21 protein-coding genes are annotated in these 23,773 nt (G+C 59.4%); 10 read left to right on the top strand and 11 right to left on the bottom strand.

Annotated elements, in window-relative coordinates; all coding sequences use genetic code 11:
- Positions 1–104: 104 nt before the first annotated feature.
- The 3 genes from hisG to hisC all read left to right on the top strand — a co-directional run bounded on the left by hisG (position 105) and on the right by hisC (position 3,245).
- Positions 105–740, top strand: coding sequence for an ATP phosphoribosyltransferase (gene hisG / locus JFU37_RS08395; RefSeq protein WP_007901570.1), 636 nt, complete (start codon positions 105–107; stop codon positions 738–740).
- Between the two features lie 124 nt (positions 741–864).
- Complete coding sequence (gene hisD, locus JFU37_RS08390; protein WP_201114863.1) at positions 865–2,190, top strand: histidinol dehydrogenase; 1,326 nt, start codon at positions 865–867, stop codon at positions 2,188–2,190.
- A gap of 2 nt (positions 2,191–2,192) precedes the next feature.
- The gene (gene hisC, locus JFU37_RS08385; protein ID WP_201114862.1) at positions 2,193–3,245 is read left to right on the top strand and encodes a histidinol-phosphate transaminase; all 1,053 of its coding nucleotides are present in this window, start codon (positions 2,193–2,195) and stop codon (positions 3,243–3,245) included.
- Between the two features lie 118 nt (positions 3,246–3,363).
- Here hisC and algW read toward each other — a convergent pair whose 3' ends face one another.
- Positions 3,364–4,524, bottom strand: a complete 1,161-nt coding sequence (gene algW / locus JFU37_RS08380; protein WP_201114861.1) for a Do family serine endopeptidase AlgW — start codon at positions 4,522–4,524, stop codon at positions 3,364–3,366.
- 102 nt (positions 4,525–4,626) lie between these two features.
- Between algW and JFU37_RS08375 the strand changes: the two genes are divergently transcribed.
- From JFU37_RS08375 to cysN, 3 genes are all read left to right on the top strand, one after another.
- Positions 4,627–5,385, top strand: a complete 759-nt coding sequence (locus tag JFU37_RS08375; protein WP_201114860.1) for a Nif3-like dinuclear metal center hexameric protein — start codon at positions 4,627–4,629, stop codon at positions 5,383–5,385.
- Positions 5,386–5,618: 233 nt separating this feature from the next.
- Positions 5,619–6,536, top strand: coding sequence for a sulfate adenylyltransferase subunit CysD (cysD, locus tag JFU37_RS08370; protein ID WP_201114859.1), 918 nt, complete (start codon positions 5,619–5,621; stop codon positions 6,534–6,536).
- Between the two features lie 9 nt (positions 6,537–6,545).
- Positions 6,546–8,444 (top strand): sulfate adenylyltransferase subunit CysN, encoded by a 1,899-nt coding sequence (gene cysN / locus JFU37_RS08365; RefSeq protein WP_201114858.1) that lies wholly within the window; start codon positions 6,546–6,548, stop codon positions 8,442–8,444.
- 165 nt (positions 8,445–8,609) lie between these two features.
- Here the strand turns inward: cysN and JFU37_RS08360 are convergent, their stop codons facing one another.
- The 3 genes from JFU37_RS08360 to JFU37_RS08350 are packed head-to-tail and all read right to left on the bottom strand — an operon-like array spanning position 8,610 to position 12,011.
- Complete coding sequence (locus tag JFU37_RS08360; protein ID WP_201114857.1) at positions 8,610–9,512, bottom strand: acyltransferase; 903 nt, start codon at positions 9,510–9,512, stop codon at positions 8,610–8,612.
- Positions 9,513–11,612, bottom strand: a complete 2,100-nt coding sequence (gene pta / locus JFU37_RS08355) for a phosphate acetyltransferase (RefSeq protein ID WP_201114856.1) — start codon at positions 11,610–11,612, stop codon at positions 9,513–9,515. It lies immediately after the preceding gene.
- A 60-nt stretch (positions 11,613–11,672) separates the two neighbouring features.
- Positions 11,673–12,011, bottom strand: coding sequence for a DUF3565 domain-containing protein (locus tag JFU37_RS08350; RefSeq protein WP_201114855.1), 339 nt, complete (start codon positions 12,009–12,011; stop codon positions 11,673–11,675).
- On the opposite strand from JFU37_RS08350, the gene JFU37_RS08345 reads away from it, so the two are divergent.
- From JFU37_RS08345 to JFU37_RS08335, 3 genes are all read left to right on the top strand, one after another.
- On the top strand, positions 11,980–12,465 hold the full coding sequence (locus JFU37_RS08345; protein ID WP_007901600.1) for an FKBP-type peptidyl-prolyl cis-trans isomerase: 486 nt from the start codon (positions 11,980–11,982) through the stop codon (positions 12,463–12,465). The two genes, JFU37_RS08350 and JFU37_RS08345, sit on opposite strands and share 32 nt — an antisense overlap.
- A 124-nt stretch (positions 12,466–12,589) precedes the next feature.
- Positions 12,590–13,072 (top strand): glutathione peroxidase, encoded by a 483-nt coding sequence (locus tag JFU37_RS08340; protein ID WP_201114854.1) that lies wholly within the window; start codon positions 12,590–12,592, stop codon positions 13,070–13,072.
- 218 nt (positions 13,073–13,290) lie between these two features.
- On the top strand, positions 13,291–14,394 hold the full coding sequence (locus JFU37_RS08335; RefSeq protein ID WP_201114853.1) for an NADH:flavin oxidoreductase: 1,104 nt from the start codon (positions 13,291–13,293) through the stop codon (positions 14,392–14,394).
- Between the two features lie 126 nt (positions 14,395–14,520).
- Here JFU37_RS08335 and JFU37_RS08330 read toward each other — a convergent pair whose 3' ends face one another.
- Positions 14,521–15,720, bottom strand: a complete 1,200-nt coding sequence (locus JFU37_RS08330; RefSeq protein WP_201114852.1) for a glycosyltransferase family 4 protein — start codon at positions 15,718–15,720, stop codon at positions 14,521–14,523.
- An 85-nt stretch (positions 15,721–15,805) separates the two neighbouring features.
- A complete protein-coding gene (gene cysZ / locus JFU37_RS08325; protein ID WP_201114851.1) occupies positions 15,806–16,561 on the bottom strand; it encodes a sulfate transporter CysZ in 756 nt (251 codons plus the stop codon).
- A gap of 315 nt (positions 16,562–16,876) precedes the next feature.
- On the opposite strand from cysZ, the gene trxB reads away from it, so the two are divergent.
- Positions 16,877–17,839 (top strand): thioredoxin-disulfide reductase, encoded by a 963-nt coding sequence (gene trxB / locus JFU37_RS08320; RefSeq protein ID WP_201114850.1) that lies wholly within the window; start codon positions 16,877–16,879, stop codon positions 17,837–17,839.
- Between the two features lie 195 nt (positions 17,840–18,034).
- Here the strand turns inward: trxB and JFU37_RS08315 are convergent, their stop codons facing one another.
- The 5 genes from JFU37_RS08315 to JFU37_RS08295 form a co-directional block, all read right to left on the bottom strand.
- The gene (locus JFU37_RS08315; RefSeq protein ID WP_201114849.1) at positions 18,035–19,318 is read right to left on the bottom strand and encodes an NAD(P)/FAD-dependent oxidoreductase; all 1,284 of its coding nucleotides are present in this window, start codon (positions 19,316–19,318) and stop codon (positions 18,035–18,037) included.
- Positions 19,319–19,456: 138 nt separating this feature from the next.
- Positions 19,457–20,290: a transporter substrate-binding domain-containing protein gene (locus JFU37_RS08310; protein ID WP_201114848.1), complete on the bottom strand. Its 834-nt coding sequence runs from the start codon at positions 20,288–20,290 to the stop codon at positions 19,457–19,459.
- Positions 20,291–20,336: 46 nt separating this feature from the next.
- Positions 20,337–21,065 (bottom strand): amino acid ABC transporter ATP-binding protein, encoded by a 729-nt coding sequence (locus tag JFU37_RS08305; RefSeq protein ID WP_201116458.1) that lies wholly within the window; start codon positions 21,063–21,065, stop codon positions 20,337–20,339.
- Positions 21,066–21,134: 69 nt separating this feature from the next.
- Positions 21,135–22,109, bottom strand: coding sequence for an amino acid ABC transporter permease (locus tag JFU37_RS08300; protein ID WP_201114847.1), 975 nt, complete (start codon positions 22,107–22,109; stop codon positions 21,135–21,137).
- Between the two features lie 259 nt (positions 22,110–22,368).
- A complete protein-coding gene (locus JFU37_RS08295; RefSeq protein WP_201114846.1) occupies positions 22,369–23,619 on the bottom strand; it encodes a 2-aminoadipate transaminase in 1,251 nt (416 codons plus the stop codon).
- Between the last annotated feature and the right edge of the window lie 154 nt (positions 23,620–23,773).

The following is a 23,773-nucleotide window of genomic DNA, read 5'->3' as shown; positions in this document are numbered from 1 at the left end:
ACATGCCCGTTGAATTGTTGAAGTCGAGCCGGTTTCCGGCTCGATGTGTGTCCGGCGCCGTTTGCGACCGGGCATGAGTACCTTGATAAGGACTGACGTTTCCCATGTTGACCATCGCACTGTCCAAGGGCCGCATCCTTGACGACACCCTGCCGCTTCTGGCTGAAGCGGGTATTGTGCCGACCGAGAATCCGGACAAGAGCCGCAAGCTGATCATCCCCACGACTCAGGCCGATGTGCGCCTGCTGATCGTGCGCGCCACTGATGTGCCGACTTACGTCGAGCATGGTGCCGCCGACCTGGGCGTCGCCGGTAAAGATGTGCTGATGGAATACGGTGGTCAGGGCTTGTACGAGCCTCTGGACCTGCGAATTGCACTCTGCAAGCTGATGACCGCGGGTCGTGTCGGCGATGTCGAGCCCAAGGGCCGCCTGCGGGTGGCGACCAAGTTCGTCAACGTTGCCAAGCGCTACTACGCCGAACAGGGCCGTCAGGTCGACATCATCAAGCTTTACGGCTCGATGGAACTGGCGCCGTTGATCGGTCTGGCCGACAAGATCATCGACGTGGTCGACACCGGCAATACCTTGCGCGCCAATGGCCTGGAGCCCCAGGATTTCATTGCCGACATCAGCTCCCGGCTGATCGTGAACAAAGCTTCGATGAAAATGCAGCACGCCCGTATCCAGGCGTTGATCGACACCCTGCGCAAGGCAGTGGAGTCTCGACACCGCGGCTGATTCACCTGCGCGACGTTAAGTCGCGCCCGTCTATCCGCCTCATAGCCAGAATTCTCAGGTGCCCAAGCGGATCGAATGGTAGCTTCGGGCACCTGAGTTTTTGCCAACCTATGAGGCTCTCGCTATGACCGCACTGACTGCAATTCGCCGACTCAACGCTGCTGACCCGGATTTCGCGCATCATCTGGATCATCTGCTGAGCTGGGAAAGTGTGTCTGACGACTCGGTCAATCAGCGGGTGCTGGACATCATCAAAGCCGTACGCGAACGTGGCGATGCGGCGCTGGTGGAATTCACCCAGAAGTTCGATGGCCTGCAGGTCGCCTCGATGGCTGAGCTGATTCTGCCGCGCGAACGCCTGGAACTGGCCCTGACCCGAATCACCGTGCCTCAGCGTGACGCGCTGGAAAAAGCCGCGTCCCGAGTCCGCAGCTACCACGAGAAACAGAAGCAGGATTCCTGGAGCTACACCGAAGCCGACGGCACCGTGCTGGGCCAGAAGGTCACGCCGCTGGATCGCGCCGGCCTTTACGTGCCGGGCGGCAAAGCGTCGTACCCGTCCTCGGTATTGATGAACGCGATTCCAGCCAAAGTGGCTGGCGTGACGGAAGTGGTCATGGTCGTGCCGACTCCGCGCGGTGAAATCAACGAACTGGTGCTGGCCGCAGCCTGCATCGCCGGCGTCGATCGCGTATTCACCATCGGTGGTGCGCAAGCCGTTGCTGCGTTGGCTTACGGTACCGAAAGTGTGCCGAAAGTCGACAAAGTGGTGGGTCCGGGCAACATCTATGTCGCCACCGCCAAGCGTCATGTATTTGGCCAGGTCGGCATCGACATGATTGCCGGCCCGTCGGAAATCCTCGTGGTATGCGACGGCCAGACCGATCCGGACTGGATCGCCATGGACCTGTTCTCTCAGGCCGAGCACGACGAAGATGCCCAGGCGATCCTGGTGAGTCCCGACGCCGAATTCCTCGACAAGGTCGCCGCCAGCATCGCCAAACTGCTGCCGACCATGGAGCGCGCCGAAATCATCGAAACCTCGATTAATGGTCGTGGTGCGCTGATTAAAGTCCGCGACATGGAGCAAGCCATCGAGGTCGCCAACCGCATCGCGCCGGAGCACCTGGAATTGTCGGTCGCCGATCCGCAAGCCTGGCTGCCGCAGATCCGCCACGCTGGCGCGATCTTCATGGGCCGTCACACCTCCGAAGCGTTGGGCGACTACTGCGCCGGCCCGAACCACGTGTTGCCGACGTCTGGCACCGCACGGTTTTCTTCGCCGCTGGGTGTGTACGACTTCCAGAAACGCTCGTCGATCATCTTCTGCTCCGAGCAGGGTGCATCCGAGCTGGGCAAGACCGCTTCCGTGCTGGCCCGTGGCGAGTCGCTGACGGCTCACGCGCGCAGTGCCGAATACCGCATCGTTGACGACAAGAAGGGGAACTGAGCATGAGTAAATTCTGGAGCCCGTTCGTCAAGAATCTGGTGCCTTACGTGCCGGGTGAGCAGCCGAAGCTGACCAAACTGGTGAAGCTCAACACCAACGAAAATCCGTACGGTCCCTCGCCTAAAGCCTTGGCGGCGATGCAGACCGAACTCAATGACAACCTGCGTCTGTACCCGGACCCGAACAGCGACTTGCTCAAGCAAGCGGTCGCCAAGTATTACGGCGTGCAGAGCAATCAAGTGTTTCTCGGCAACGGTTCCGATGAAGTCCTGGCGCACATCTTTCACGGTTTGCTGCAACACGACAAACCGCTGCTGTTCCCGGACATCAGCTACAGCTTCTACCCGGTTTACTGCGGGTTGTACGGCATCACCTTCGACGCGGTGCCGCTGGACGAGCAGTTCCAGATCAACCCGGCGGACTACGCCAAGCCGAATGGCGGGATCATCTTTCCTAACCCGAACGCACCGACCGGTTGCCTGTTGGCGCTGGACGCCGTTGAGCAGATCCTCAAGGCCAGCCCGGATTCGGTGGTCGTGGTCGATGAGGCTTACATCGACTTCGGCGGTGAGACAGCGATTAGCCTGGTGGACCGTTATCCGAACCTGCTGGTGACCCAGACCCTGTCCAAGTCCCGTTCACTGGCCGGCCTGCGGGTTGGTTTGGCGGTGGGGCATCCGGACCTGATCGAGGCGCTGGAGCGGATCAAGAACAGTTTCAACTCCTATCCACTGGATCGCCTGGCGATTGTCGGCGCGGCGGCAGCGTTCGAGGATCGCGAGTACTTCGACAAGACCTGCCGGTTGGTCATCGAGAGTCGCGACAAGGTGGTCGGTCAGCTCGAGGCGAAGGGTTTTGAGGTGCTGCCGTCCGCGGCGAACTTCATTTTTGCCCGTCACCCGAAACACGATGCGGCAGGGCTGGCGGCGAAGTTGCGCGAGCAGGGTGTGATCGTTCGGCACTTCAAGCAAGAGCGGATTGCCCAGTTCCTGCGAATTTCGATGGGCACGCCAGAGCAGAATCAGGCGCTGATCGACGGCCTGGGCGACCTCTAAACCCAGCACCAATCCTGTGGGAGCGAGCCTGCTCGCGATGGTGTGTCAGCTACATTGATGTCGACTGACACACCATCGCGAGCAAGCTCGCTCCCACAGTGGTTTTGTGTTGGGGCGCTTACTCTTCTTCTTTCTCTTTAGCCGGTGCCGGTGGCGGGCGCAAACCGATTTCGGCGGTGAGCTTGAGCTCCTTGCCGTTGCGCATCACCTGGACCGCGACCTTGTCAGTCGGTTTGATCCGCGCGACCTGGTTCATCGAGCGCCGACCATCATTGGCCGGTTCGCCATCGATGCTGAGTATCACGTCGCCCAGTTGCAGGCCGGCCTTCTGCGCCGGACCATCGCGGAAAATTCCCGCCACCACAATGCCCGGGCGTCCGGACAGGCCGTAGGACTCTGCCAGTTCCTGAGTCAGCGGTTGCACTTCGATACCGAGCCAGCCACGAATCACCTGACCGTGCTCAATGATCGACTTCATCACTTCCATCGCCAGTTTGACCGGGATCGCGAAACCGATGCCTTGTGAACCGCCCGACTTGGAGAAAATCGCCGTGTTGATACCCGTCAGGTTACCGTTGGCATCCACCAGCGCACCACCGGAGTTGCCGGGGTTGATCGCGGCGTCGGTCTGGATAAAGTCTTCGTAGTTGTTCAGGCCCAGCTGATTGCGCCCGGTGGCGCTGATGATGCCCATGGTGACGGTCTGGCCGACGCCGAACGGGTTGCCGATGGCCAGCGCCACGTCGCCGATGCGGATGTTGTCGGAACGACCGATCGTGATCGACGGCAGGCTTTTCAGGTCTATCTTCAACACCGCGAGGTCGGTTTCCGGGTCGCTGCCGATCACCCGCGCCAGCGTTTCGCGGCCATCCTTGAGCGCCACGACAATCTGGTCGGCACCGGTGGTCACGTGGTTGTTGGTCAGTATGTAGCCTTCCGGGCTCATGATGACGCCGGAACCGAGACTCGATTCCATGCGTTTCTGCTTGGGCGAGTTGTCGCCGAAGAAGCGACGGAACTGCGGATCTTCAAACAGCGGATGATTCGGTTTGTTGATGACTTTGGTGGTGTACAGGTTGACCACTGCCGGCGCGGCAATGACCACGGCATCGGCATACGACACCGGGCCCTGTTGCATTGTGGTGGTTTGCGGTGCTTGCTGCAGATTGACGTCGAGGCTCGGGAGCCCGACCCACTGCGGGTAACGCTGGATGATCAACAGAGCGATAAGCACGCCGGCCAACAGCGGCCAGCCGGAAAAACGTAGCGCTTTGAGCATTAAGCACGTCCTGGAAGGTTGCAGGCGGTATGAGACCGCCCATAATGTCGCGCATTATACGAGGCCGCGTGCGCCTCTGAACGGGATATTTAGGAGTCTTTTATGGCCGTCGCCCTGAGCACCCTGGTCGAAGAAGCCGACCGTTACCTGAGTAGTGCAAAGATTGCCGATTATTGCCCCAATGGTTTGCAGGTCGAAGGCCGGCCCCAGGTCATGCGCATCGTCAGCGGCGTGACCGCCAGCCAGGCCTTGCTCGACGCGGCGGTGGAAGCCAAGGCCGATCTGGTGCTGGTGCATCACGGCTATTTCTGGAAAGGCGAGAACCCGTGCATCACCGGCATGAAGCAGCGTCGACTGAAAACCCTGCTCAAGCATGACATCAGCCTGCTGTCTTACCACTTACCGCTGGATCTGCACCCGGAAGTGGGCAATAACGTGCAGTTGGCGCGTCAGTTGGACATCACCGTCGAAGGCCCGCTTGATCCGGACAATCTGAAGGTCGTTGGCCTGGTCGGCTCGCTGAGTGAACCGATGACGCCTCGGGATTTCGCCCGCCGCGTGCAGGAAGTCATGGGCCGCGAGCCCCTACTGATCGAAGGCAGCAAGATGATTCGCCGGGTCGGCTGGTGCACCGGTGGGGGCCAGGGTTACATCGATCAGGCTGTGCTGGCCGGCGTTGACCTGTACCTCAGCGGTGAAGCCTCCGAGCAAACCTTCCACAGCGCCCGGGAAAACGACATCAGCTTCATCGCCGCCGGTCACCATGCCACTGAGCGCTACGGGATCCAGGCCTTGGGCGATTACCTGGCGCGACGTTTCGCCCTCGAGCATATCTTCATCGATTGCCCGAACCCGATCTGATTCCAACCCCTGTAGGAGCTGCCGCAGGCTGCGATCTCTTGATCTTAAAAAATCAAAGTCAAAAGATCGCAGCCTGCGGCAGCTCCTACAGGGGCCTGTTGCCCAAACGAGGGGGTATATTCATATACCCTTTCGATCTAGCTGGTGGCCTGATTAGAAGAGGTCGCTGTGCTAGGATTCCTCGCTCGAACACGGCCCGCTGGCCGTCCATAAGATCGTTTTCGTGAGTAGCCATGGTCGACAAACTGACGCATCTGAAACAGCTGGAGGCCGAAAGCATCCACATCATCCGCGAGGTCGCCGCCGAGTTCGATAACCCGGTGATGCTGTACTCCGTCGGTAAAGACTCCGCCGTGATGCTGCACCTTGCGCGTAAGGCGTTCTTCCCGGGCAAACTGCCGTTCCCGGTGATGCACGTCGACACCCAGTGGAAGTTCAAGGAGATGTACACGTTCCGCGACCGCATGGTCGAAGAGCTTGGACTGGACCTGCTGGTGCACGTCAACCCGGATGGCGTCGCGCAGGGCATCAACCCGCTGACCCACGGTAGCGCCAAGCACACTGACATCATGAAAACCGAAGGCCTCAAGCAGGCCCTCGACAAGTACGGCTTCGATGCCGCTTTCGGTGGTGCCCGTCGCGACGAAGAGAAATCCCGTGCCAAGGAGCGCGTGTATTCCTTCCGCGACACCAAGCACCGCTGGGACCCGAAGAACCAGCGTCCAGAGCTGTGGAACGTCTACAACGGCAACGTCAACAAGGGCGAATCGATCCGCGTATTCCCTTTGTCGAACTGGACTGAGCTGGACATCTGGCAGTACATCTACCTCGAAGGCATCCCGATTGTGCCGCTGTATTTCGCCGCCGAGCGCGACGTCATCGAGATGAATGGCACCTGGATCATGATCGACGACGAACGCCTGCTCAATCACTTGAGCGATGAAGACAAGGCACGCATCGTCAAGAAGAAGGTCCGCTTCCGTACGCTCGGCGACTACCCGCTGACCGGTGCGGTCGAGTCCGAGGCCACCAGCCTGACCGACATCATTCAGGAAATGCTCCTGACGCGAACTTCCGAACGCCAGGGCCGGGTCATCGACCACGATGGCGCAGGCTCGATGGAAGAAAAGAAACGTCAGGGTTATTTCTAAGGGGTTGTCATGTCGCACGTATCTGATTTGATCAGCGAGGACATCCTCGCCTACCTGGGCCAGCACGAACGCAAGGAAATGCTGCGCTTTCTGACCTGTGGCAACGTCGATGACGGCAAGAGCACCCTGATCGGGCGCCTGCTGCACGACTCCAAAATGATCTACGAAGATCACCTGGAAGCCATCACCCGCGACTCGAAAAAAGTCGGCACCACCGGCGAAGACATCGACCTGGCGTTGCTGGTCGACGGCCTGCAGGCCGAGCGTGAGCAAGGCATCACCATCGATGTCGCTTACCGCTATTTCTCTACCGCCAAGCGTAAATTCATCATCGCCGACACCCCCGGCCATGAGCAGTACACCCGCAACATGGCCACCGGTGCGTCCACCTGTGACCTGGCGATCATCCTCGTCGACGCCCGCTACGGCGTGCAGACCCAGACCCGTCGCCACAGCTTCATCGCCTCGTTGCTGGGCATCAAGCACATCGTGGTCGCCATCAACAAGATGGACCTCAACGGCTTCGACGAAACAGTGTTCGAGTCGATCAAGGCCGATTACCTGAAGTTCGCCGAAGGCATCGCCTTCAAGCCGACCACCATGGCCTTCGTGCCAATGTCGGCGCTGAAGGGCGACAACGTGGTGAACAAGTCCGAGCGCTCGCCGTGGTACACCGGCCAGTCGCTGATGGAAATTCTCGAGACCGTCGAGATCGCCAACGACCGCAACTACACCGACCTGCGTTTCCCGGTGCAGTACGTCAACCGTCCGAACCTGAACTTCCGTGGCTTCGCCGGTACGCTGGCCAGCGGCATCGTGCACAAGGGCGACGAAGTCGTTGTGCTGCCGTCGGGTAAAAGCAGCCGCGTGAAATCCATCGTCACCTTCGAAGGTGAGCTGGAACACGCAGGTCCAGGTCAAGCGGTGACGCTGACCATGGAAGACGAGATCGACATCTCGCGCGGCGACTTGCTGGTGCACGCCGACAACCTGCCGCAAGTGACTGACGCCTTCGACGCCATGCTGGTGTGGATGGCCGAGGAACCGATGCTGCCGGGCAAGAAATACGACATCAAACGCGCCACGACTTACGTGCCGGGTTCGATCACCAGCATCGTCAACCGCGTTGACGTGAACACCCTGGAAGAAGGTCCGGCCAGTTCCTTGCAACTGAACGAGATCGGTCGGGTCAAGGTCAGCCTCGACGCGGCTATCGCGCTGGACGGTTACGCGAGCAACCGCACCACCGGTTCGTTCATCGTCATCGATCGCTTGACCAACGGCACCGTCGCCGCCGGCATGATCATCGCTCAGCCGTTGGCGCATGGCAGCAGCACGCACCACGGCAAACTGGCGCACGTTGCCACCGAAGAACGCGCACAGCGCTTCGGCCAGCAGCCGGCCACCGTGTTGTTCAGCGGCTTGTCGGGCGCGGGCAAAAGTACGCTGGCCTATGCCGTTGAACGCAAGCTGTTCGACTTGGGCCGTGCGGTGTTTGTACTCGATGGCCAGAACCTGCGTCACGACCTGAACAAAGGTCTGCCACAGGATCGCGCCGGACGTACTGAAAACTGGCGTCGTGCGGCACACGTTGCGCGTCAGTTCAACGAAGCCGGTTTGCTGACCCTGGCTGCCTTCGTTGCGCCGAGTGCCGAAGGTCGTGAGCAGGCCAGGGAACTGATCGGCAAGGAGCGTCTGCTGACGGTCTACGTCCAGGCCTCGCCGATGGTCTGTGCCGAGCGTGATCCGCAAGGTTTGTACGCCGCTGGCGGCGATAACATTCCGGGCGAATCCTTCGCATACGACGTGCCGCTGAATGCCGACCTCGTGGTCGACACCCAGTCGCTGTCGCTGGAAGAAAGCGTGAAGCAAGTGCTGGATCTGCTGCGTCAGCGTGGCGCGATCTAAGCGTTAGCCGGCAATAAAAAACCCGCCGATGAGTGATCATCGGCGGGTTTTTTTGTGTCTGGTCGGACGCCTTCGCGAGCAAGCCCGCTCCCACAAGTTCAGTGTTCACCGAAGATCAAATGTGGGAGCGGGCTTGCTCGCGAAGAGGCCGGAACAGGCGCCTGATTACTTCGCTGGATACTCCCGATGCATCTGCCCCAGCAACGCATCCTTGTCTTCCCAAAGCTGATTGATCCACCCCTGAAACTGCAACCGATACTCCCCATCCTGGTCGTAATTCTTGCCGATGAACTGCGGCGGAATCTTCAGCTCCTGAAAATGCACCACCACATCCGCAACATTCCCGCACAACAAATCCCAATACCCAGGACGCCCACCCGGATAGTGAATGGTCACGTTAACGATCGACTCCAGCTGCTCCCCCATCGCATCCAGCACAAACGCAATGCCGCCGGCCTTGGGTTTCAGCAGATACCGGAACGGTGATTTCTGCTGCGCATGCTTACTCTCTGTAAAGCGTGTGCCTTCGACGAAGTTGAAAATACCCACCGGGTTATTGCGGAACTTGTCGCAGGTCTTGCGGGTGGTTTCCAGGTCTTTGCCTTTCTTCTCCGGGTGTTTTTCCAGGTAGGCCTTGGAATAGCGCTTCATGAATGGAAAGCCCAACGTCCACCAGGCCAGGCCAATCACCGGCACCCAGATCAGCTCTTGCTTGAGAAAGAACTTCAGCGGCTGGATGCGACGGTTCAGCACGTATTGCAGCACCATGATGTCGACCCAGCTCTGGTGGTTGCTGGTGATCAGGTACGAGTGCTGATAATCCAGCCCCTCAAGGCCGCTGAGGTGCCAGCGGGTGCGGCAGACCAGGTTCATCCAGGCCTTGTTGTTGCTGATCCAGGCTTCATGGGTATGGCCCATCAGCCAGCGCGTGAAGCGCTGGGTGAGGGCGAAGGGCAACACTTTGAAAATCGCCACACAGAACAGAAACGAGCAAAGCAAAATCGTATTCAGTGCCAACAACAACGATGCAATCACGCCACGCACGGCGGCAGGCAGAAAATCCAGCATTTAAACATCCAAAGGTCGGTTGGCAGCTTGAATCGCGGTCAACGCGATGGTGTACACGATGTCATCGACTTGCGCGCCGCGCGGCAGGTCATTCACCGGTTTGCGCAGGCCTTGCAGCATCGGGCCAAGACTCACGCAGTCGGCGCTGCGTTGCACGGCTTTGTGCGTGGTGTTGCCGGTGTTCAGGTCGGGGAACACGAACACCGTGGCGCGACCGGCAACCTGACTGTTCGGCGCCAGTTGCCGTGCGACGGTTTCGTTGGCGGCGGCGTCGTACTGCAAGGGGCCGTCGATCAGCAGCGAGTTTTGCTGTTCGTGGGCGAGCAAGGTCGCTTCGCGCACTTTCTCGACTTCCTCGCCGCTGGCCGATTCGCCGCTGGAATAGCTGATCATTGCCACGCGTGGCGTGATGCCGAAGGCCGCTGCCGAATCAGCGCTTTGCAGAGCGATCTCGGCCAGTTCGCTGGCGCTCGGGTGCGGGTTCATCACGCAATCGCCGTAGACCAGCACTTCTTCGGGAAACAGCATGAAGAACACCGACGACACCAAGGTGCAGCCCGGCGCCGTTTTAATAAGCTGCAGGGCCGGGCGGATGGTGTTGGCGGTGGAGTGAATGACCCCGGACACGAGGCCGTCGACTTCATCCAGCGCGAGCATCATGGTGCCGATCACCACGGTGTCTTCCAGTTGCTGCTCGGCCATCGGTGCGTTGAGGCTTTTGCTCTTGCGCAGTGCAACCATCGGCTCGACGTAGCGTTCGCGAATCAGGTCCGGGTCGAGGATTTCCAGCCCCGGCGGCAGCTCGATATCATGCGCACGGGCCACGGCTTCGACGTCTTCCGGTTTCGCCAGCAACACGCAGCGGGCGATGCCGCGTGCCTGACAGATCGCTGCGGCTTGCACGGTCAACGGCTCGCTGCCTTCGGGCAACACGATGCGCTTGTTGGCGGCCTGGGCACGCTGGATCAATTGGTAGCGGAACACGGCGGGGGACAGGCGCATTTCCCGTGGCGTGCCGCAGCGCTGGTGCAGCCAGTTGGCGTCCAGATGGCTGGCGACGAAGTCGGTGATGATCTCCGCGCGCTCGCGGTCATCGATCGGGATTTCCTTGTTCAGGCCGTTCAACTGGTTGGCAGTGTCGTAGGAGCCGGTGCTCACCGACAACACCGGCAGCCCCGCCTGCAACGCACCACGGCAGAGGTCCATGATGCGTGGGTCGGGCAGGGTGTCGCTGGTCAGCAACAGGCCGGCCAACGGCACGCCGTTCATGGCGGCGAGGCTGACGGCAAGGATGATGTCGTCGCGATCACCGGGCGTTACCACCAGCACGCCGGGCTTGAGCAGCTCCACGGTGTTGCGCATGGTGCGGGCGCAGATAATGATTTTGCTCATGCGCCGGGTTTCATAATCACCGGCATTGAGAATTTGCGCGCCCATCAGGTCGGCCACATCGCGGGTGCGCGGCGCGTTCAGTTCCGGCTGGAACGGGATGCAGCCCAACAGACGGAAATCGCCGCTGCGCAACAACGGTGAGTGTTCCTTCAGGCGTGACGCGAAGGCGTCCATGCTTTCGTCGGTCTTGACCTTGTTGAGGATCACACCCAGGACTTTCGGGTCTTTCGGACCGCCGAACAATTGCGCCTGCAACTCCACGCGGCCGGAGAGTTCGGTCAGCACTTCATTTTCCGGCGCCGAGACCAGTATCACGTCGGCATCAAGGCTCTTGGCCAAATGCAGATTGACCCGCGCGGCGTAACTGGCGCTGCGGGTCGGGACCATGCCTTCGACGATCAGTACGTCCTTGCCGATGGCGGCTTGCTGATACAACGTGATGATTTCTTCGAGCAGTTCGTCGAGCTGGCCGTCGCCGAGCATGCGCTCGACATGCGCCAGGCCCAACGGCTGAGGCGGTTTCAAACCGTGGGTGCGGGCCACCAGTTCGGTGGAGCGTTCCGGCCCGGTATCGCCCGGATGCGGCTGGGCAATCGGTTTGAAAAAACCGACTTTGAGCCCGGCCCGCTCAAGGGTACGCACCAGCCCGAGGCTGATGGAGGTCAGACCCACACCAAAATCGGTGGGGGCGATAAAAAAAGTTTGCATGCGGATTCTCTGGAGGTGCATGGCAATGGTGATCATCTATATCTGACGATCTACCGAAATTCAGTCGCCAAGGTTATCGCTAACCGAGCCTTGTGCGCACCAACCGCAATCAAAGGGCTGGCCTATTTTTTCAATACGTTGTGCGGAGTCCAGGACCCAGGCGCGCGATTGCCAGGGTGGTTGGTGACGCAGGTGCTGGGTATGGCCGCAGGATAGCTCGGCCACCCAATGCCCGTCCTCGTCCTGATGAAAGCCTGTGACCGTCGCCCCTTTCGCCGCGATCCGTCTGTCCGGGTTGTGTTCGCTTTCGGGCGATGGCTTCGCTAAACTTGGTCTTTCTAAATTCTTATGCAAAAGGTCTCGCCCCATGCTGATCGCCGCCAATAAGGCTGTCTCCATCGACTATACCCTGACCAACGACGCTGGTGAGGTCATCGACAGCTCAGCCGGCGGCGCGCCGCTGGTCTACCTGCAAGGCGCAGGTAACATCATCCCGGGCCTGGAAAAGGCTCTGGAAGGTAAAGCAGTCGGCGATGAGCTGACCGTAGCCGTTGAACCTGAAGATGCTTACGGCGAATACGCTGCCGAACTGGTCAGCACCCTGAGCCGCAGCATGTTCGAAGGCGTCGACGAACTGGAAGTGGGCATGCAGTTCCACGCTTCCGCTCCGGACGGCCAGATGCAGATCGTCACCATCCGCGATCTGGACGGCGACGATGTCACCGTCGACGGCAACCACCCGTTGGCCGGTCAGCGCCTGAATTTCCAGGTCAAGATCATCGACATCCGTGATGCCAGCCAGGAAGAAATCGCTCATGGTCACGTCCATGGCGAAGGTGGCCATCACCACTGATTTTCTGCGCTAAGCTTTCGAGAACTGGAGAGGCGCCCGAGGGCGCCTTTTTTAGTCCGCGGCCGTCCCTGGCGGCTCCGCCAAGAGGCTGTTTCGAGAAGAACACGGGAATCTGGAGTTCGTCATGAGTGCTTTTCACGACCTTAAATTGACAGCCCTGGATGGTCAGGAGCTACCGCTGGCGCCCTTCAAGGGGCAAGTCGTGCTGGTGGTCAACGTCGCCTCCAAATGTGGCTTGACCCCACAGTACGCAGCGCTGGAAAACCTCTATCAGCAATTCAAGGGCCAGGGCTTCAGCGTACTCGGCCTGCCGTGCAACCAGTTTGCCGGGCAGGAACCGGGCACCGAGCAAGAGATCCAGGAGTTTTGCCGCCTCAACTATGGCGTGACTTTCCCGTTGTCCAGCAAGCTGGAAGTCAACGGTCATGATCGTCATCAGTTGTACCGTCTGCTGGCGGGCGAGGGAGCGGAATTTCCGGGGGACATTACCTGGAACTTCGAAAAATTCCTGCTGGGTAAAGATGGGCGTGTGCTGGCGCGGTTTTCGCCACGTACGGCGCCGGATGATCCGACAGTGATCCACGCGATCGAAAAAGCGCTGAGCTGATATCTCCCCCCTGTAGGAGCGAGCTTGCTCGCGATGGACTTGAGAACGCCGCGGAGTATCAGGCCGGCAGCGTTATCGTTGACGACCATCGCGAGCAAGCTCGCTCCTACAGTACCCCTTATCTTTTAGACCTTAATCACCGCAATCAATAGTGCTGTTCAAGGCGGGCAGCTCTCCATATTATCGCCGTCATAAAATCATCTCCCGTGGAGCGTCCCATGCCCGTTAAAGCCCTGTTCAAACCGTTCCACCTCGGCACCCTCGAATTGCCGACCCGCGTCGTCATGGCGCCGATGACCCGCTCCTTTTCGCCGGGTGGCGTACCCAATTCCAAAGTGATCGAGTACTACCGTCGTCGCGCGGGCGCAGGCGTTGGCTTGATCATTACCGAAGGCACCACCGTCGGGCACAAGGCTTCTAACGGTTACCCTAACGTGCCGCATTTCTACGGTGAAGCGGCACTGGCCGGCTGGAAGAAAGTCGTCGATGCGGTGCACGCCGAAGGCGGCAAGATCGTTCCGCAACTGTGGCATGTCGGCAGCGTACGTCGTATCGGCACCGAGCCGGATGCAAGTGTGCCGGGTTACGGCCCGTCGGAAAAACTGAAGGACGGTCAGGTCGTGGTTCACGGCATGACCCGGCAAGATATTCAGGACGTTATCGCCGCGTTCGCCCAGGCCGCGAAAGATGCCCAGAGCATTGGCATGGACGGTGTGGAAATTCACGGTGCCCACGGCTATCTGGTCGATCAGTTCTTCTGGGAAGGTAGCAACCAGCGCACCGACGAATACGGCGGCAGCCTCGCCAACCGGTCGCGCTTCGCCATCGAATTGATTCAGGCCGTGCGTGCAGCGGTCGGTGAAGGCTTCCCGATCATCTTCCGTTTCTCCCAGTGGAAACAGCAGGACTACACCGCGCGCCTGGTGCAAACCCCGGAAGCGTTGGGCGAGTTCCTCAAGCCGTTGTCCGACGCTGGCGTGGACATTTTCCACTGCTCGACACGCCGTTTCTGGGAGCCGGAGTTCGACGGTTCCGAACTGAACCTGGCGGGCTGGACGCGCAAACTGACTGGCAAGCCGACCATCACCGTGGGTAGCGTGGGTCTCGATGGCGAGTTCCTGCAATTCATGGTCAACACCGACAAAGTCGCGCAGCCGGCCAGTCTGGAAAAACTGCTGGAGCGTTTGAACAACGATGAGTTCGATCTGGTGGCGGTGGGTCGTGCGCTGCTGGTGGACCCTGACTGGGCGCAAAAAGTGCGTGACGGTCGCGAGGAAGACATCCTGCCGTTCAGCCGTGAGGCGTTGATGACGCTGGTTTAAGCGGCGCCTGAGCTGACCCTATCGCGAGCAAGCTCGCTCCCACATTCGAACGCATTTCTCTGAGAGAACTCGGTCACCTGTGGGAGCGAGCCTGCTCGCGAAGACGGCCTCAAGAGCACCAAAGTTTCAGGGCACGGTCGACGCATTCGGCACCACCTGTTCCCCAACACAAGCCCCTCGCAAATGCCCCTCGAACTGCTCGATAATCGCCGCCCAACCCTGACGGCTCGCATGCTGTCGAGCATTGAGCCTGACGCAACGCAAGGTTTCGCGCTGCTCCAGCAGCCACGTTGCGGCATCACAGAACGCCGCTTCATCCCCCGGCATTGCCAGCACGCCATTGTAGCCATGGCGAATATGCTGAGCCGCCGCTGCCTGATCGTATGCCACCACGCCCAATCCCGACGCCAGCGCCTCAAGCACCACATTGCCGAAGGTTTCGGTCATGCTCGGAAACAGAAACACATCCCCTGACGCATAGTGGCTGGCCAAGGTTTCGCCACGTTGTGATCCGCAAAAAATCGCATCGGGCAGTTCCTTCTCCAGTGCCGGTCGTTGCGGACCGTCACCGACCACTATCAATTTCAGTTTTCGCTGTGGATAAGTGGCTTTCAGCGTGTTGAAGCAACGCTGGAGCAAGCCAAGATTTTTCTCCGGGGCCAGACGTCCTACGTGGATCACGGCAATGTCGTCATCACCCAGGCCCCAACTCTCACGCAGGGAAGCAAGACGTTTGGTCGGGTGAAACAATTGACTGTCGACACCGCGCGACAGCAACGCCAGACGCTCGAAATGCCGTCGCTCCAGTTCCATTCTTTGGCTTACGCTCGGCACTAATGTCAGCGTCGAGCGATTGTGAAACCAACGCAGGTAGTGGGTCAGCAAGCGAGTCAGCAGCCCCAGCCCATACTGGCGGGAGTACTGCTGAAAGTTGGTGTGGAAACCGCTCACCACCGAAATCCCCAATCGCCGTGCCGCACGCAACGCAGACAGTCCCAGCGGTCCTTCGGTGGCAATGTAGAGCACGTCCGGGCGATGACGCTTCCAGCGCCGCAGCAGCTTGTGCATCGACGACTGACCCCATTGCAAACCCGGATACCCCGGCAGCGGCCAGCCCCGGCACAGCAACAACGCATCGTCGCTACCCGTTTGCTGGTCGCAACCCTGACGTGGCCGCACCAGCTCGACCTGATGCCCGCGCGCGCGCAAACCGTCACACAAGCGGCCGAGGGTATTGGCTACGCCGTTAATTTCCGGTGGGAAGGTTTCGGTGATCAGGGTGATATGCAGAGTTGTCGTCATGACCTCAGTGTCGGCTGAGGCCATGTCGCCGTTGTGACGGGGGGATGATGGATTTGTGACAATGTTTTTTTCGCCACGCTCTCCTTTTCCCGGGGCTCACGTCACGCTTTCAGCGCCGCTCCACCACAAGGGCTTCTGCGCCGCGCTCGCGCACCCAGAATAACGTCGCCCCGGCCACGGCGGCCGGCATCATCAGAATGTTGACCACGGGAATCAGCAGTACCAGGTAAACAATCCCGCCAAAACTCATGCTCTGCCAGCGCTTCTGCCGCAGCCACGCGAGCATCTCGTTCCAGCCGAGTTTGTGGTTATCCGCCGGGTAGTCGATGTACTGGATCGCCATCATCCACACCCCGAACAGCAGCCACAGCGGCGCGGCAACGATGTTCACCACCGGAATGAACGAGAGGATGAACAGGCCGATGGCGCGTGGCAGGAAATAGCCGAGTTTACGCATCTCCCGGGCCAGGGTGCGGGGAATCATGGCGATCAGTTCGCCCCAACTGAAGGTCGGGAAGTCGTCGGTGCCACGCACCACCACTTCGACTTTCTCTGCAAGGAAACCATTGAACGGTGCAGCAATGACGTTGGCGAGCATCGTGAAGGTGAAGAACACCATCAACACCACCAGCACCACGAACAGCGGCCAGAGGACATAACTGAGGAAGCTCAGCCATTCGGGCAGAGAGGGCATCAGCGTATCGACCCACAAACTGAATTGGTGGCTGGCCAGATAGATCAATCCGACGAACAGCACCAGGTTGATTGCCAGCGGTAACAGCACGAACAAACGCAGACCAGGACTCAGGACCAGTTTAAGGCCTTCGCGAAGGTATTGCGGGCCGGACAGAACGGGGGCGGGCATAACGTGCTCCGAGCAAAGGGAAAACGCGCCGACCTTACCGGCTTTACCCGAGGTGTGAAAGCGCGGCAGCGGCATCGACATTAACTGTAACAAAGGCGTCTTTATATTCACGGCGAGGGGATAGAGAGCACCTATGAGCTGGATTGTTAATCCGTATTTCCTTAATCTTCGCCCCCTCGATACGCTGCACCCATTCTTTTTACAGGACTGTCGGGTTCAAGCCTTCCCCAAGTGCTTTCAACGGTCCTTTTTTATTCCCGCCGGCAACCCGGCGTTCCGCGCCCGGTGTTTAGGGCCGGTCAACAGGAGCAGGTCATGTCTGAAGTTCGTCATTCGCGAGTGATTATTCTCGGTTCCGGCCCTGCCGGTTACAGCGCTGCGGTCTATGCCGCCCGTGCCAACCTCAAGCCGCTGCTGATCACCGGCATGCAAGCCGGCGGTCAACTGACCACCACCACCGAAGTCGACAACTGGCCGGGCGATGTTCATGGCCTGACTGGCCCGGCGTTGATGGAGCGTATGAAAGAGCACGCCGAGCGCTTTGAAACCGAGATCGTTTTCGATCACATCAATGCCGTGGACTTCGCTGCCAAGCCGTACACCCTGATCGGCGACAGCGCGACTTACACCTGCGACGCCTTGATCATCGCCACCGGCGCCAGCGCTCGTTACCTGGGCCTGCCATCGGAAGAAGCGTTCATGGGCAAAGGCGTGTCGGCCTGTGCCACCTGCGACGGTTTCTTCTATCGCAACAAGCCAGTGGCTGTAGTGGGTGGCGGTAACACCGCTGTTGAAGAAGCGCTGTATCTGGCCAACATCGCCAGCACAGTGACCCTGATTCACCGTCGTGAAACCTTCCGCGCCGAGAAAATCCTGATCGACAAGCTCAATGCCCGGGTTGCCGAAGGCAAGATCGTCCTGAAGCTGAACTCGACGCTGGACGAAGTCCTGGGCGACAACATGGGCGTGACCGGCGCTCGTCTGAAAAACAACGACGGCAGCTTTGACGAGCTGACAGTCGACGGCGTGTTCATTGCCATCGGCCACACCCCGAACACGTCGTTGTTCGAAGGTCAGCTGACGTTGAAAGATGGCTATCTGGTGGTGCAGGGCGGCCGTGACGGCAATGCCACCGCGACCAACCTCGAAGGCATCTTCGCGGCCGGTGACGTGGCTGACCACGTTTACCGTCAAGCGATCACCTCGGCCGGCGCTGGCTGCATGGCCGCACTGGACGCCGAGCGTTACCTCGACGACCTGCAGAACGCCAAGTTCTGAGATCATTGAAATAAAAAAACCGGCCTCGGCCGGTTTTTTTGTGTCGACAGCAAATGCGTTCAACTCTGTAACTCTGTAGGAGCGAGCTTGCTCGCGATGGACGTCAACGATGACGCGGGTTTTCTGAATGCACGCGTCGCCCTTGCGTTTTTCGTCGGAACGCCGCCCGGAGCAAGCTCGCTTCTACAGTTACGTTCAACCGCGCAACCGCTCCTGGACGAAGTCCATCACCTTCAACGATTGATAAATGGCATTGGCGGCAACCCGTCCGAACGGTCCACCGTTCCAGTCCAGCAAGTACGGTTTGAACAATTGATACCGCGTACTTTCCCCGCACACGGCTTCGGCGATCACCCGGCCGCCGATTGAACCGGTATTCAAGCCGTGGCCGCCAAATGAAGTGCAGGCCCAGACACCCGATTCGAGCAATCCCAGGTTGGGCATTTTATTGGTGGAGTAGCCCATCAGGCCGGACCAGGCCAGCTCGATTTTGACCGACGCCAGTTGTGGGTAGACCGACACCATGTCGGCCTTGAGCATCGCTGCCAGGGCTTTTTCATTCTGCTCGTTGCGGGTGGTGATGCGCCCGCCCCAGAGCAGGCGGTCGCCCTCGACGATGCGGTAGTAGTCCGAAGCGCGGCGATCATCGGAGAACGCGGCACTGGAATCGAGGACGCTTTTGATCGAGTCGCCCAGGTGTTCGGTCAACACCACGTACGTGGCGATGGGCAGGTAGGCGCGGCTGAGTTTTTTCAGTTCCGGGCCGCCATAGCCACCGGCGCAGAACACCAGGTCCTGACAACGCACACTGCCGTGAGCGGTCTTGACGACTTTATCGGCGCCTTCGCGATGCCAGGCGAGCATTTTTGAATGCTCGAAAATCCTGCCCCCGACCGCTTCAATGGTCAGGGCCAGGCCCAGACAATAATTGAGTGGGTGGAAATGCATGGCGTTCGGGTCTTCGACACCCTGGAAATAACGCAAGGTGTGCGCCCGGTCACGGACCTGGGCGGTGTCGAGAAAATTGAGTTCATAGCCGAAATCGCGGCGCAGGGTGTCGATGTGGTTTTTCACGCCGACGCCATCGTCGTAGCGTTTGACACGAATCGTACCGGCGCAAGGTGCGCAACCGGGCAGGGCCAGTTCGGTGATGTTGCGGCGGACAATCTCCACACCCTCCACCGACATCTGGAATAACGCCTTGGCCTGTTCCAGCCCCAGTTTTTTGCGGATCGCCCCAGACCCTTCGGCCCAGCCCGGCGAGACCACGCCGCCATTGCGGCCGGACGCGCCCCAGGCCACCTGATTGGCCTCAAGGATGATCGCGCGTTTGCCGCGCCGGGTCAGTTCCAGAGCGGCAGTGAGGCCAGCGATGCCAGCACCGATGATGCAGACATCGCAGGTTTCATCGGTGTTCAATTCGGACCTGGCTACTCGGGGCAGCGAGGTTTGGGAGTACCAGGTGGTGGGAAAGGACATGGTCGATCCTTGAAAAATCGCCTTTTTGTAGGAGCGAGCTTGCTCGCGATGGACTCCGTGACGACGCGTACATTCAGAAAGAACGCGTCATCGTTTACGTCCATCGCGAGCGAGCTCGCTCCTACAAGGGTTCTGTGGTTACTTGATGGTCGAGTAGTCGACGCCGTACCATTTGTCCGACAGTTTGGTTAGTGTGCCGTCCTTGTGCATGGCCGCGATGATTTCACCGAGCTTGGCCTTGAGTTCCGGGTCACCCTTGTCGGTGGCAACGGCCAGCGGTTCGTAGAACACCACCGCGTTATCGACGGCCCGCAGCGGGTAACCCTTCTTGACGGCGGCGTCCAGCGTGCTGCGTTGAGTGAGGATGGCATCCAGACGCGTACCGTCGCCCAGGCGCAGATCGTCCAGCGGTCCGACGGAACCGGAGTACGTCTTCATTTTTTCGGTCTTTACGTCATAAACGACCGGCGGAACGTCAGTTGTTTCAATCGCCAACGCCTGGCTGAAATAGTCCTCGGACGTGGTGCCGCCTTCGACGCCAATGGTTTTGCCATTAAGCGCTTTATGGTCAGTGACCGAAGATTTGTTGTGCACGGCAAAGACGTAGGGAACGTAGTAATAGGTCCCGGGGAAATCGAGGATTCGCGCGCGACTCTTGGTCGCGGTCATCGAACCTACGGATACGTCCCAGCGGCCGTTCCACTTGCCTGCGGTAATCACATCCCAGTCGGGTGTAATGAACTTGGCTTCGACGCCAAGACGCTTGGCGATCTCTTTGGACACGTCGATATCGAAACCGTCGATTTCATTCTTGTCATTGATGAAACCCTGGGGTGGCCAGGTCGCCGAAGTGGCGACGGTCATCGTCTTGCTGCTCTGGATCTTGTCCAGCACTGCACCGGCATTGGCGGCGCCGACGAACAACAGTGACATTGCGGCGGCGAGGGTGATTGCGCTTTTTCTTCTGACCATGTCCATCTCCATGTCTCGTTATTGTTTTATGGGGGCAAAGCGGTCTTCAGTGACCTATGATTTGCGACAGGAACTTCTGCGCACGTTCGGTCTGTGGGTTGTTGAAAAACTCGGCTGGGGTGGCTTGTTCGATGACCTGGCCCTGGTCCATGAACAGCACGCGGTCAGCAACCTTGCTGGCAAAACCCATCTCGTGGGTCACGCAAATCATGGTCATGCCGTCGGTGGCCAACTCACCCATGACGTCCAGCACTTCATGGACCATTTCCGGGTCCAGCGCCGAGGTCGGCTCGTCGAACAGCATCACTTTGGGATTCATGCACAGCGCTCGGGCAATCGCGACACGCTGCTGCTGGCCGCCGGACAATTGCGACGGGTACTTGTGCGCATGCTCGGCGATTCGCACGCGTTCGAGATAAACCTGCGCGCGTTTTTTTGCCTCGGCGGCCGACACGCCTTGCACCAGTTGTGGGGCCAGGGTCAGGTTGTCCATCACACTCAAATGCGGAAACAGGTTGAAGCTCTGGAACACCATGCCGATTTCACTGCGCACGGCGCTGACGCTTTCCGCTTCGCTGGTCAGCGTGATGCCGTTGACCTGGATGTGGCCTTTCTGAAAATTTTCCAGGTGGTTGATGCAGCGAATCATCGTCGACTTTCCCGAACCCGACGGTCCGCACACCACCAGAATTTCGCCGCTGGCGACGTTCAGGTCGACATCGCGCAAGGCGTGAAAATTGCCGTACCACTTGTTCAGGCCGGTGATCGAAATCATCGAAGGGCTAACCTGCGCAGCAGAAGCCAGGTCGAATCGTTCAGCCGTATTGGTTAGAGTCATCACGCATCAACCCCTTGCAGTGGATCGGTTGACCCGTTTTTCGATTCGCGCCTGCACCCGTTCGAGGATGAACGATAGGGCCCAGTAAATCATCGCGGCAGTGATCAGCATTTCCAGGTGGCGAAAATCCGCGCGGCCCTGGGTCTTGGCCAGGTACATCAGCTCCCACACGCCGATCACCGACACCAGCGAACTGTCCTTGAGCATGGCAATGAACTGATTGCCGGTGGGCGGGATGATCACCCGCAAGGCTTGCGGCATGATCACCCGGCTCAGGGTTTTGAACGGGCTGATGTTCAGGGCTCGCGAGGCTTCCCACTGGCCGATCGGAATGCTCTGGATACCGGCACGGAAAATCTCGGTCATGTAGGCGCCGTAGCACAGTGACAGCGCGAGAATGCCGGCCGGCACCGCGTCGACCACATAGCCCAGTTGCGGCAGTCCCAGGTAAATCAGGTAGATCTGGATCAACAGCGGCACACCGCGAAAGAACGAGGTGTAGAACGAGGCCAGGGCATTGGCCAGACCGTTATTCGACAACTTGGCCACTGCACCGATCAGCGCCAGCACGAAGGCAAACACGATCGCCACGGCGGAGATGTACAAGGTGGTTGCCGCACCCTGGATGATCAGGAAACCGACTTTGTCGAGGATGAAGCTGTAGGAGAGGTCGAAGGTGTCGAAGAACGCCATAAACAGGATCAGCAGTTCGATCCAGACCACCGTAGTCTGCACCTTGAACTTCAAGCGTCCGAGGATGTGGAAGTTCAGCGTGCCCAGTGCGGCGATTAACAGGCCAATGGCAATGTTGCGAGCGGTCAGGCTGTCCGGGGCATCGCCCAGCAGCGGTTGCAGGAAATGACTGAGGGCGCTGTTACCCAGGTTCATCAGGTAGGCGCCGAGGAACAACACCACGGCTACGCCAAGCAGGAATTGAGGATCATTGGACTTTTTTTTATAAATTATATTGTCGTGATACATGACTGCCTCAGGCTTGTAGGTGTTAGTGATCTCGCTAAATGAAGTGGGTAATTGGTAGAACCTGTAGGAGCGAGCTTGCTCGCGATGGACTGTAGGGCGACGCGTTTATCCAGAAAATACGCGCTATCGTTAACGTCCATCGCGAGCAAGCTCGCTCCTACATGATGCGTTGCGGTGTTTGGCCAGTATTGCGGAGCAATTTCTGGGACGACAAGCGACCATAATTCGCTATGTCAGTCCCGGATCGCGGTTTGCTTGTTCAGGAAAGCTTTGCCAGGCACGCCTCGAGAATATCCAGCCCTTCCTCCAACACTGCCGCTTCGGTGGTCAACGGTGCCAGGAGCCGAATGATGTGGCGCGACTTGCCGCTGGGCATCAGCAGCAAACCGGCGTCGCGGGCCAACGCCAGCAGTTGCGTCAATTGCGCCGAGGCCGGTGTGCCGTCGGCATTGGTCAGTTCAATGCCGCGCATTGCACCGACGCCGGTCAGGCGCCCGAGACAGGGTGAAATCTTGCTGGCGCGCCAGGCTTCGTAACGACTGACAATCGCTTCTTCCTGTTGCGCGCCCCAGGCGTGCAGGTTCGCGTCAGTCATTTCGTCCAGGGTCGCCAACGCCGCGGCACACGCGATGGGATTGCCTGAATAAGTACCGCCCAGGCCGCCCTTGGGCAGGATGTCGAGCAAGGATTTACGCCCCACAACCGCGCCCAGCGGCACGCCGCCGGCGATACTTTTGCCCAGCAGGATCAGGTCCGGCTCGATGCCCAGTTGCGAAAACGCAAAACGCTGCCCGGTGCGGCCGAAGCCGGACTGGATTTCATCAGCGATCAACAGAATGTTTTTTTCATCGCAGAACGTTCGCAGTGCCTGGGCGAACGCCACGTCCATCGCCAGGAAGCCGGCTTCGCCCTGAACCGGTTCGACAATAAAACAGGCGACGTCATCGACGTCGATTTCGACGTTGAACAGTCGGTCCATGGCCTTTAGCGCCTCGGCGCAGGTCACGCCGTTGTCTTTGCTGGGGAAGGGCAGGTGGTACACCTGCCCCGGCAGCACCCCGACTTTTTGTTTGTAGGGCGCGACTTTGCCGTTGAGATTGAGGGTGGCGAGCGTGCGGCCGTGAAAGGCACCGTCAAAGGCGATGACAGCGGTGCGACCGGTTGCGCCACGGACGATTTTCAGCGCATTTTCAGCCGCTTCCGCGCCGCTGTTGGTGAGCATGCCGCTGACCGGGTAATCCACCGGAATGAACGCGGTAAGACGGTCCATCAGTTCGAGGTAGGGGGCATGCGGGGCGGCATTGAACGCGTAGTGGGTCAGCCGGGTGGCCTGTTCGCGAATGGCTTCGACGATGCGCGGGTGGCAATGGCCGAGGTTCAACACCCCGATGCCGCCGACAAAGTCGATGTAGCGTTTGCCATCGGTGTCCCAGACCTCGGCATTTTTGCCGTGGCTGAGCGTGACGGGGTGCACGATGTTGATCGACCGACTGATGTTTTCGCTGCTCATAATTGCCTGACTCAGAAGAAGGGATGCTTCTTTTTATCTAAGCCGTGAGCAGAGGTGCCCGGCAAACGAAATAAAGTCGCCGGGTCAATCTTAAAAGTCGGGATGTGTCGCTAATCAACTGTAGGAGCGAGCTTGCTCGCGAAAGACTTGAGAG

Source organism: Pseudomonas sp. TH41, assembly GCF_016650695.1.
Classification (GTDB): Bacteria; Pseudomonadota; Gammaproteobacteria; order Pseudomonadales; family Pseudomonadaceae; genus Aquipseudomonas.
This window is presented reverse-complemented; position numbering and strand designations above follow the sequence as displayed.

Coding starts and splice junctions, on each gene's coding strand:
- hisG (WP_007901570.1), top strand. CDS start 105: ATGTTGACCATCGCACTGTCCAAGGGCCGCATCCTTGACGACACCCTG.
- hisD (WP_201114863.1), top strand. CDS start 865: ATGACCGCACTGACTGCAATTCGCCGACTCAACGCTGCTGACCCGGAT.
- hisC (WP_201114862.1), top strand. CDS start 2,193: ATGAGTAAATTCTGGAGCCCGTTCGTCAAGAATCTGGTGCCTTACGTG.
- algW (WP_201114861.1), bottom strand. CDS start 4,524: ATGCTCAAAGCGCTACGTTTTTCCGGCTGGCCGCTGTTGGCCGGCGTG.
- JFU37_RS08375 (WP_201114860.1), top strand. CDS start 4,627: ATGGCCGTCGCCCTGAGCACCCTGGTCGAAGAAGCCGACCGTTACCTG.
- cysD (WP_201114859.1), top strand. CDS start 5,619: ATGGTCGACAAACTGACGCATCTGAAACAGCTGGAGGCCGAAAGCATC.
- cysN (WP_201114858.1), top strand. CDS start 6,546: ATGTCGCACGTATCTGATTTGATCAGCGAGGACATCCTCGCCTACCTG.
- JFU37_RS08360 (WP_201114857.1), bottom strand. CDS start 9,512: ATGCTGGATTTTCTGCCTGCCGCCGTGCGTGGCGTGATTGCATCGTTG.
- pta (WP_201114856.1), bottom strand. CDS start 11,612: ATGCAAACTTTTTTTATCGCCCCCACCGATTTTGGTGTGGGTCTGACC.
- JFU37_RS08345 (WP_007901600.1), top strand. CDS start 11,980: ATGCTGATCGCCGCCAATAAGGCTGTCTCCATCGACTATACCCTGACC.
- JFU37_RS08350 (WP_201114855.1), bottom strand. CDS start 12,011: ATGGAGACAGCCTTATTGGCGGCGATCAGCATGGGGCGAGACCTTTTG.
- JFU37_RS08340 (WP_201114854.1), top strand. CDS start 12,590: ATGAGTGCTTTTCACGACCTTAAATTGACAGCCCTGGATGGTCAGGAG.
- JFU37_RS08335 (WP_201114853.1), top strand. CDS start 13,291: ATGCCCGTTAAAGCCCTGTTCAAACCGTTCCACCTCGGCACCCTCGAA.
- JFU37_RS08330 (WP_201114852.1), bottom strand. CDS start 15,720: ATGGCCTCAGCCGACACTGAGGTCATGACGACAACTCTGCATATCACC.
- cysZ (WP_201114851.1), bottom strand. CDS start 16,561: ATGCCCGCCCCCGTTCTGTCCGGCCCGCAATACCTTCGCGAAGGCCTT.
- trxB (WP_201114850.1), top strand. CDS start 16,877: ATGTCTGAAGTTCGTCATTCGCGAGTGATTATTCTCGGTTCCGGCCCT.
- JFU37_RS08315 (WP_201114849.1), bottom strand. CDS start 19,318: ATGTCCTTTCCCACCACCTGGTACTCCCAAACCTCGCTGCCCCGAGTA.
- JFU37_RS08310 (WP_201114848.1), bottom strand. CDS start 20,290: ATGGTCAGAAGAAAAAGCGCAATCACCCTCGCCGCCGCAATGTCACTG.
- JFU37_RS08305 (WP_201116458.1), bottom strand. CDS start 21,065: ATGATTTCGATCACCGGCCTGAACAAGTGGTACGGCAATTTTCACGCC.
- JFU37_RS08300 (WP_201114847.1), bottom strand. CDS start 22,109: ATGTATCACGACAATATAATTTATAAAAAAAAGTCCAATGATCCTCAA.
- JFU37_RS08295 (WP_201114846.1), bottom strand. CDS start 23,619: ATGAGCAGCGAAAACATCAGTCGGTCGATCAACATCGTGCACCCCGTC.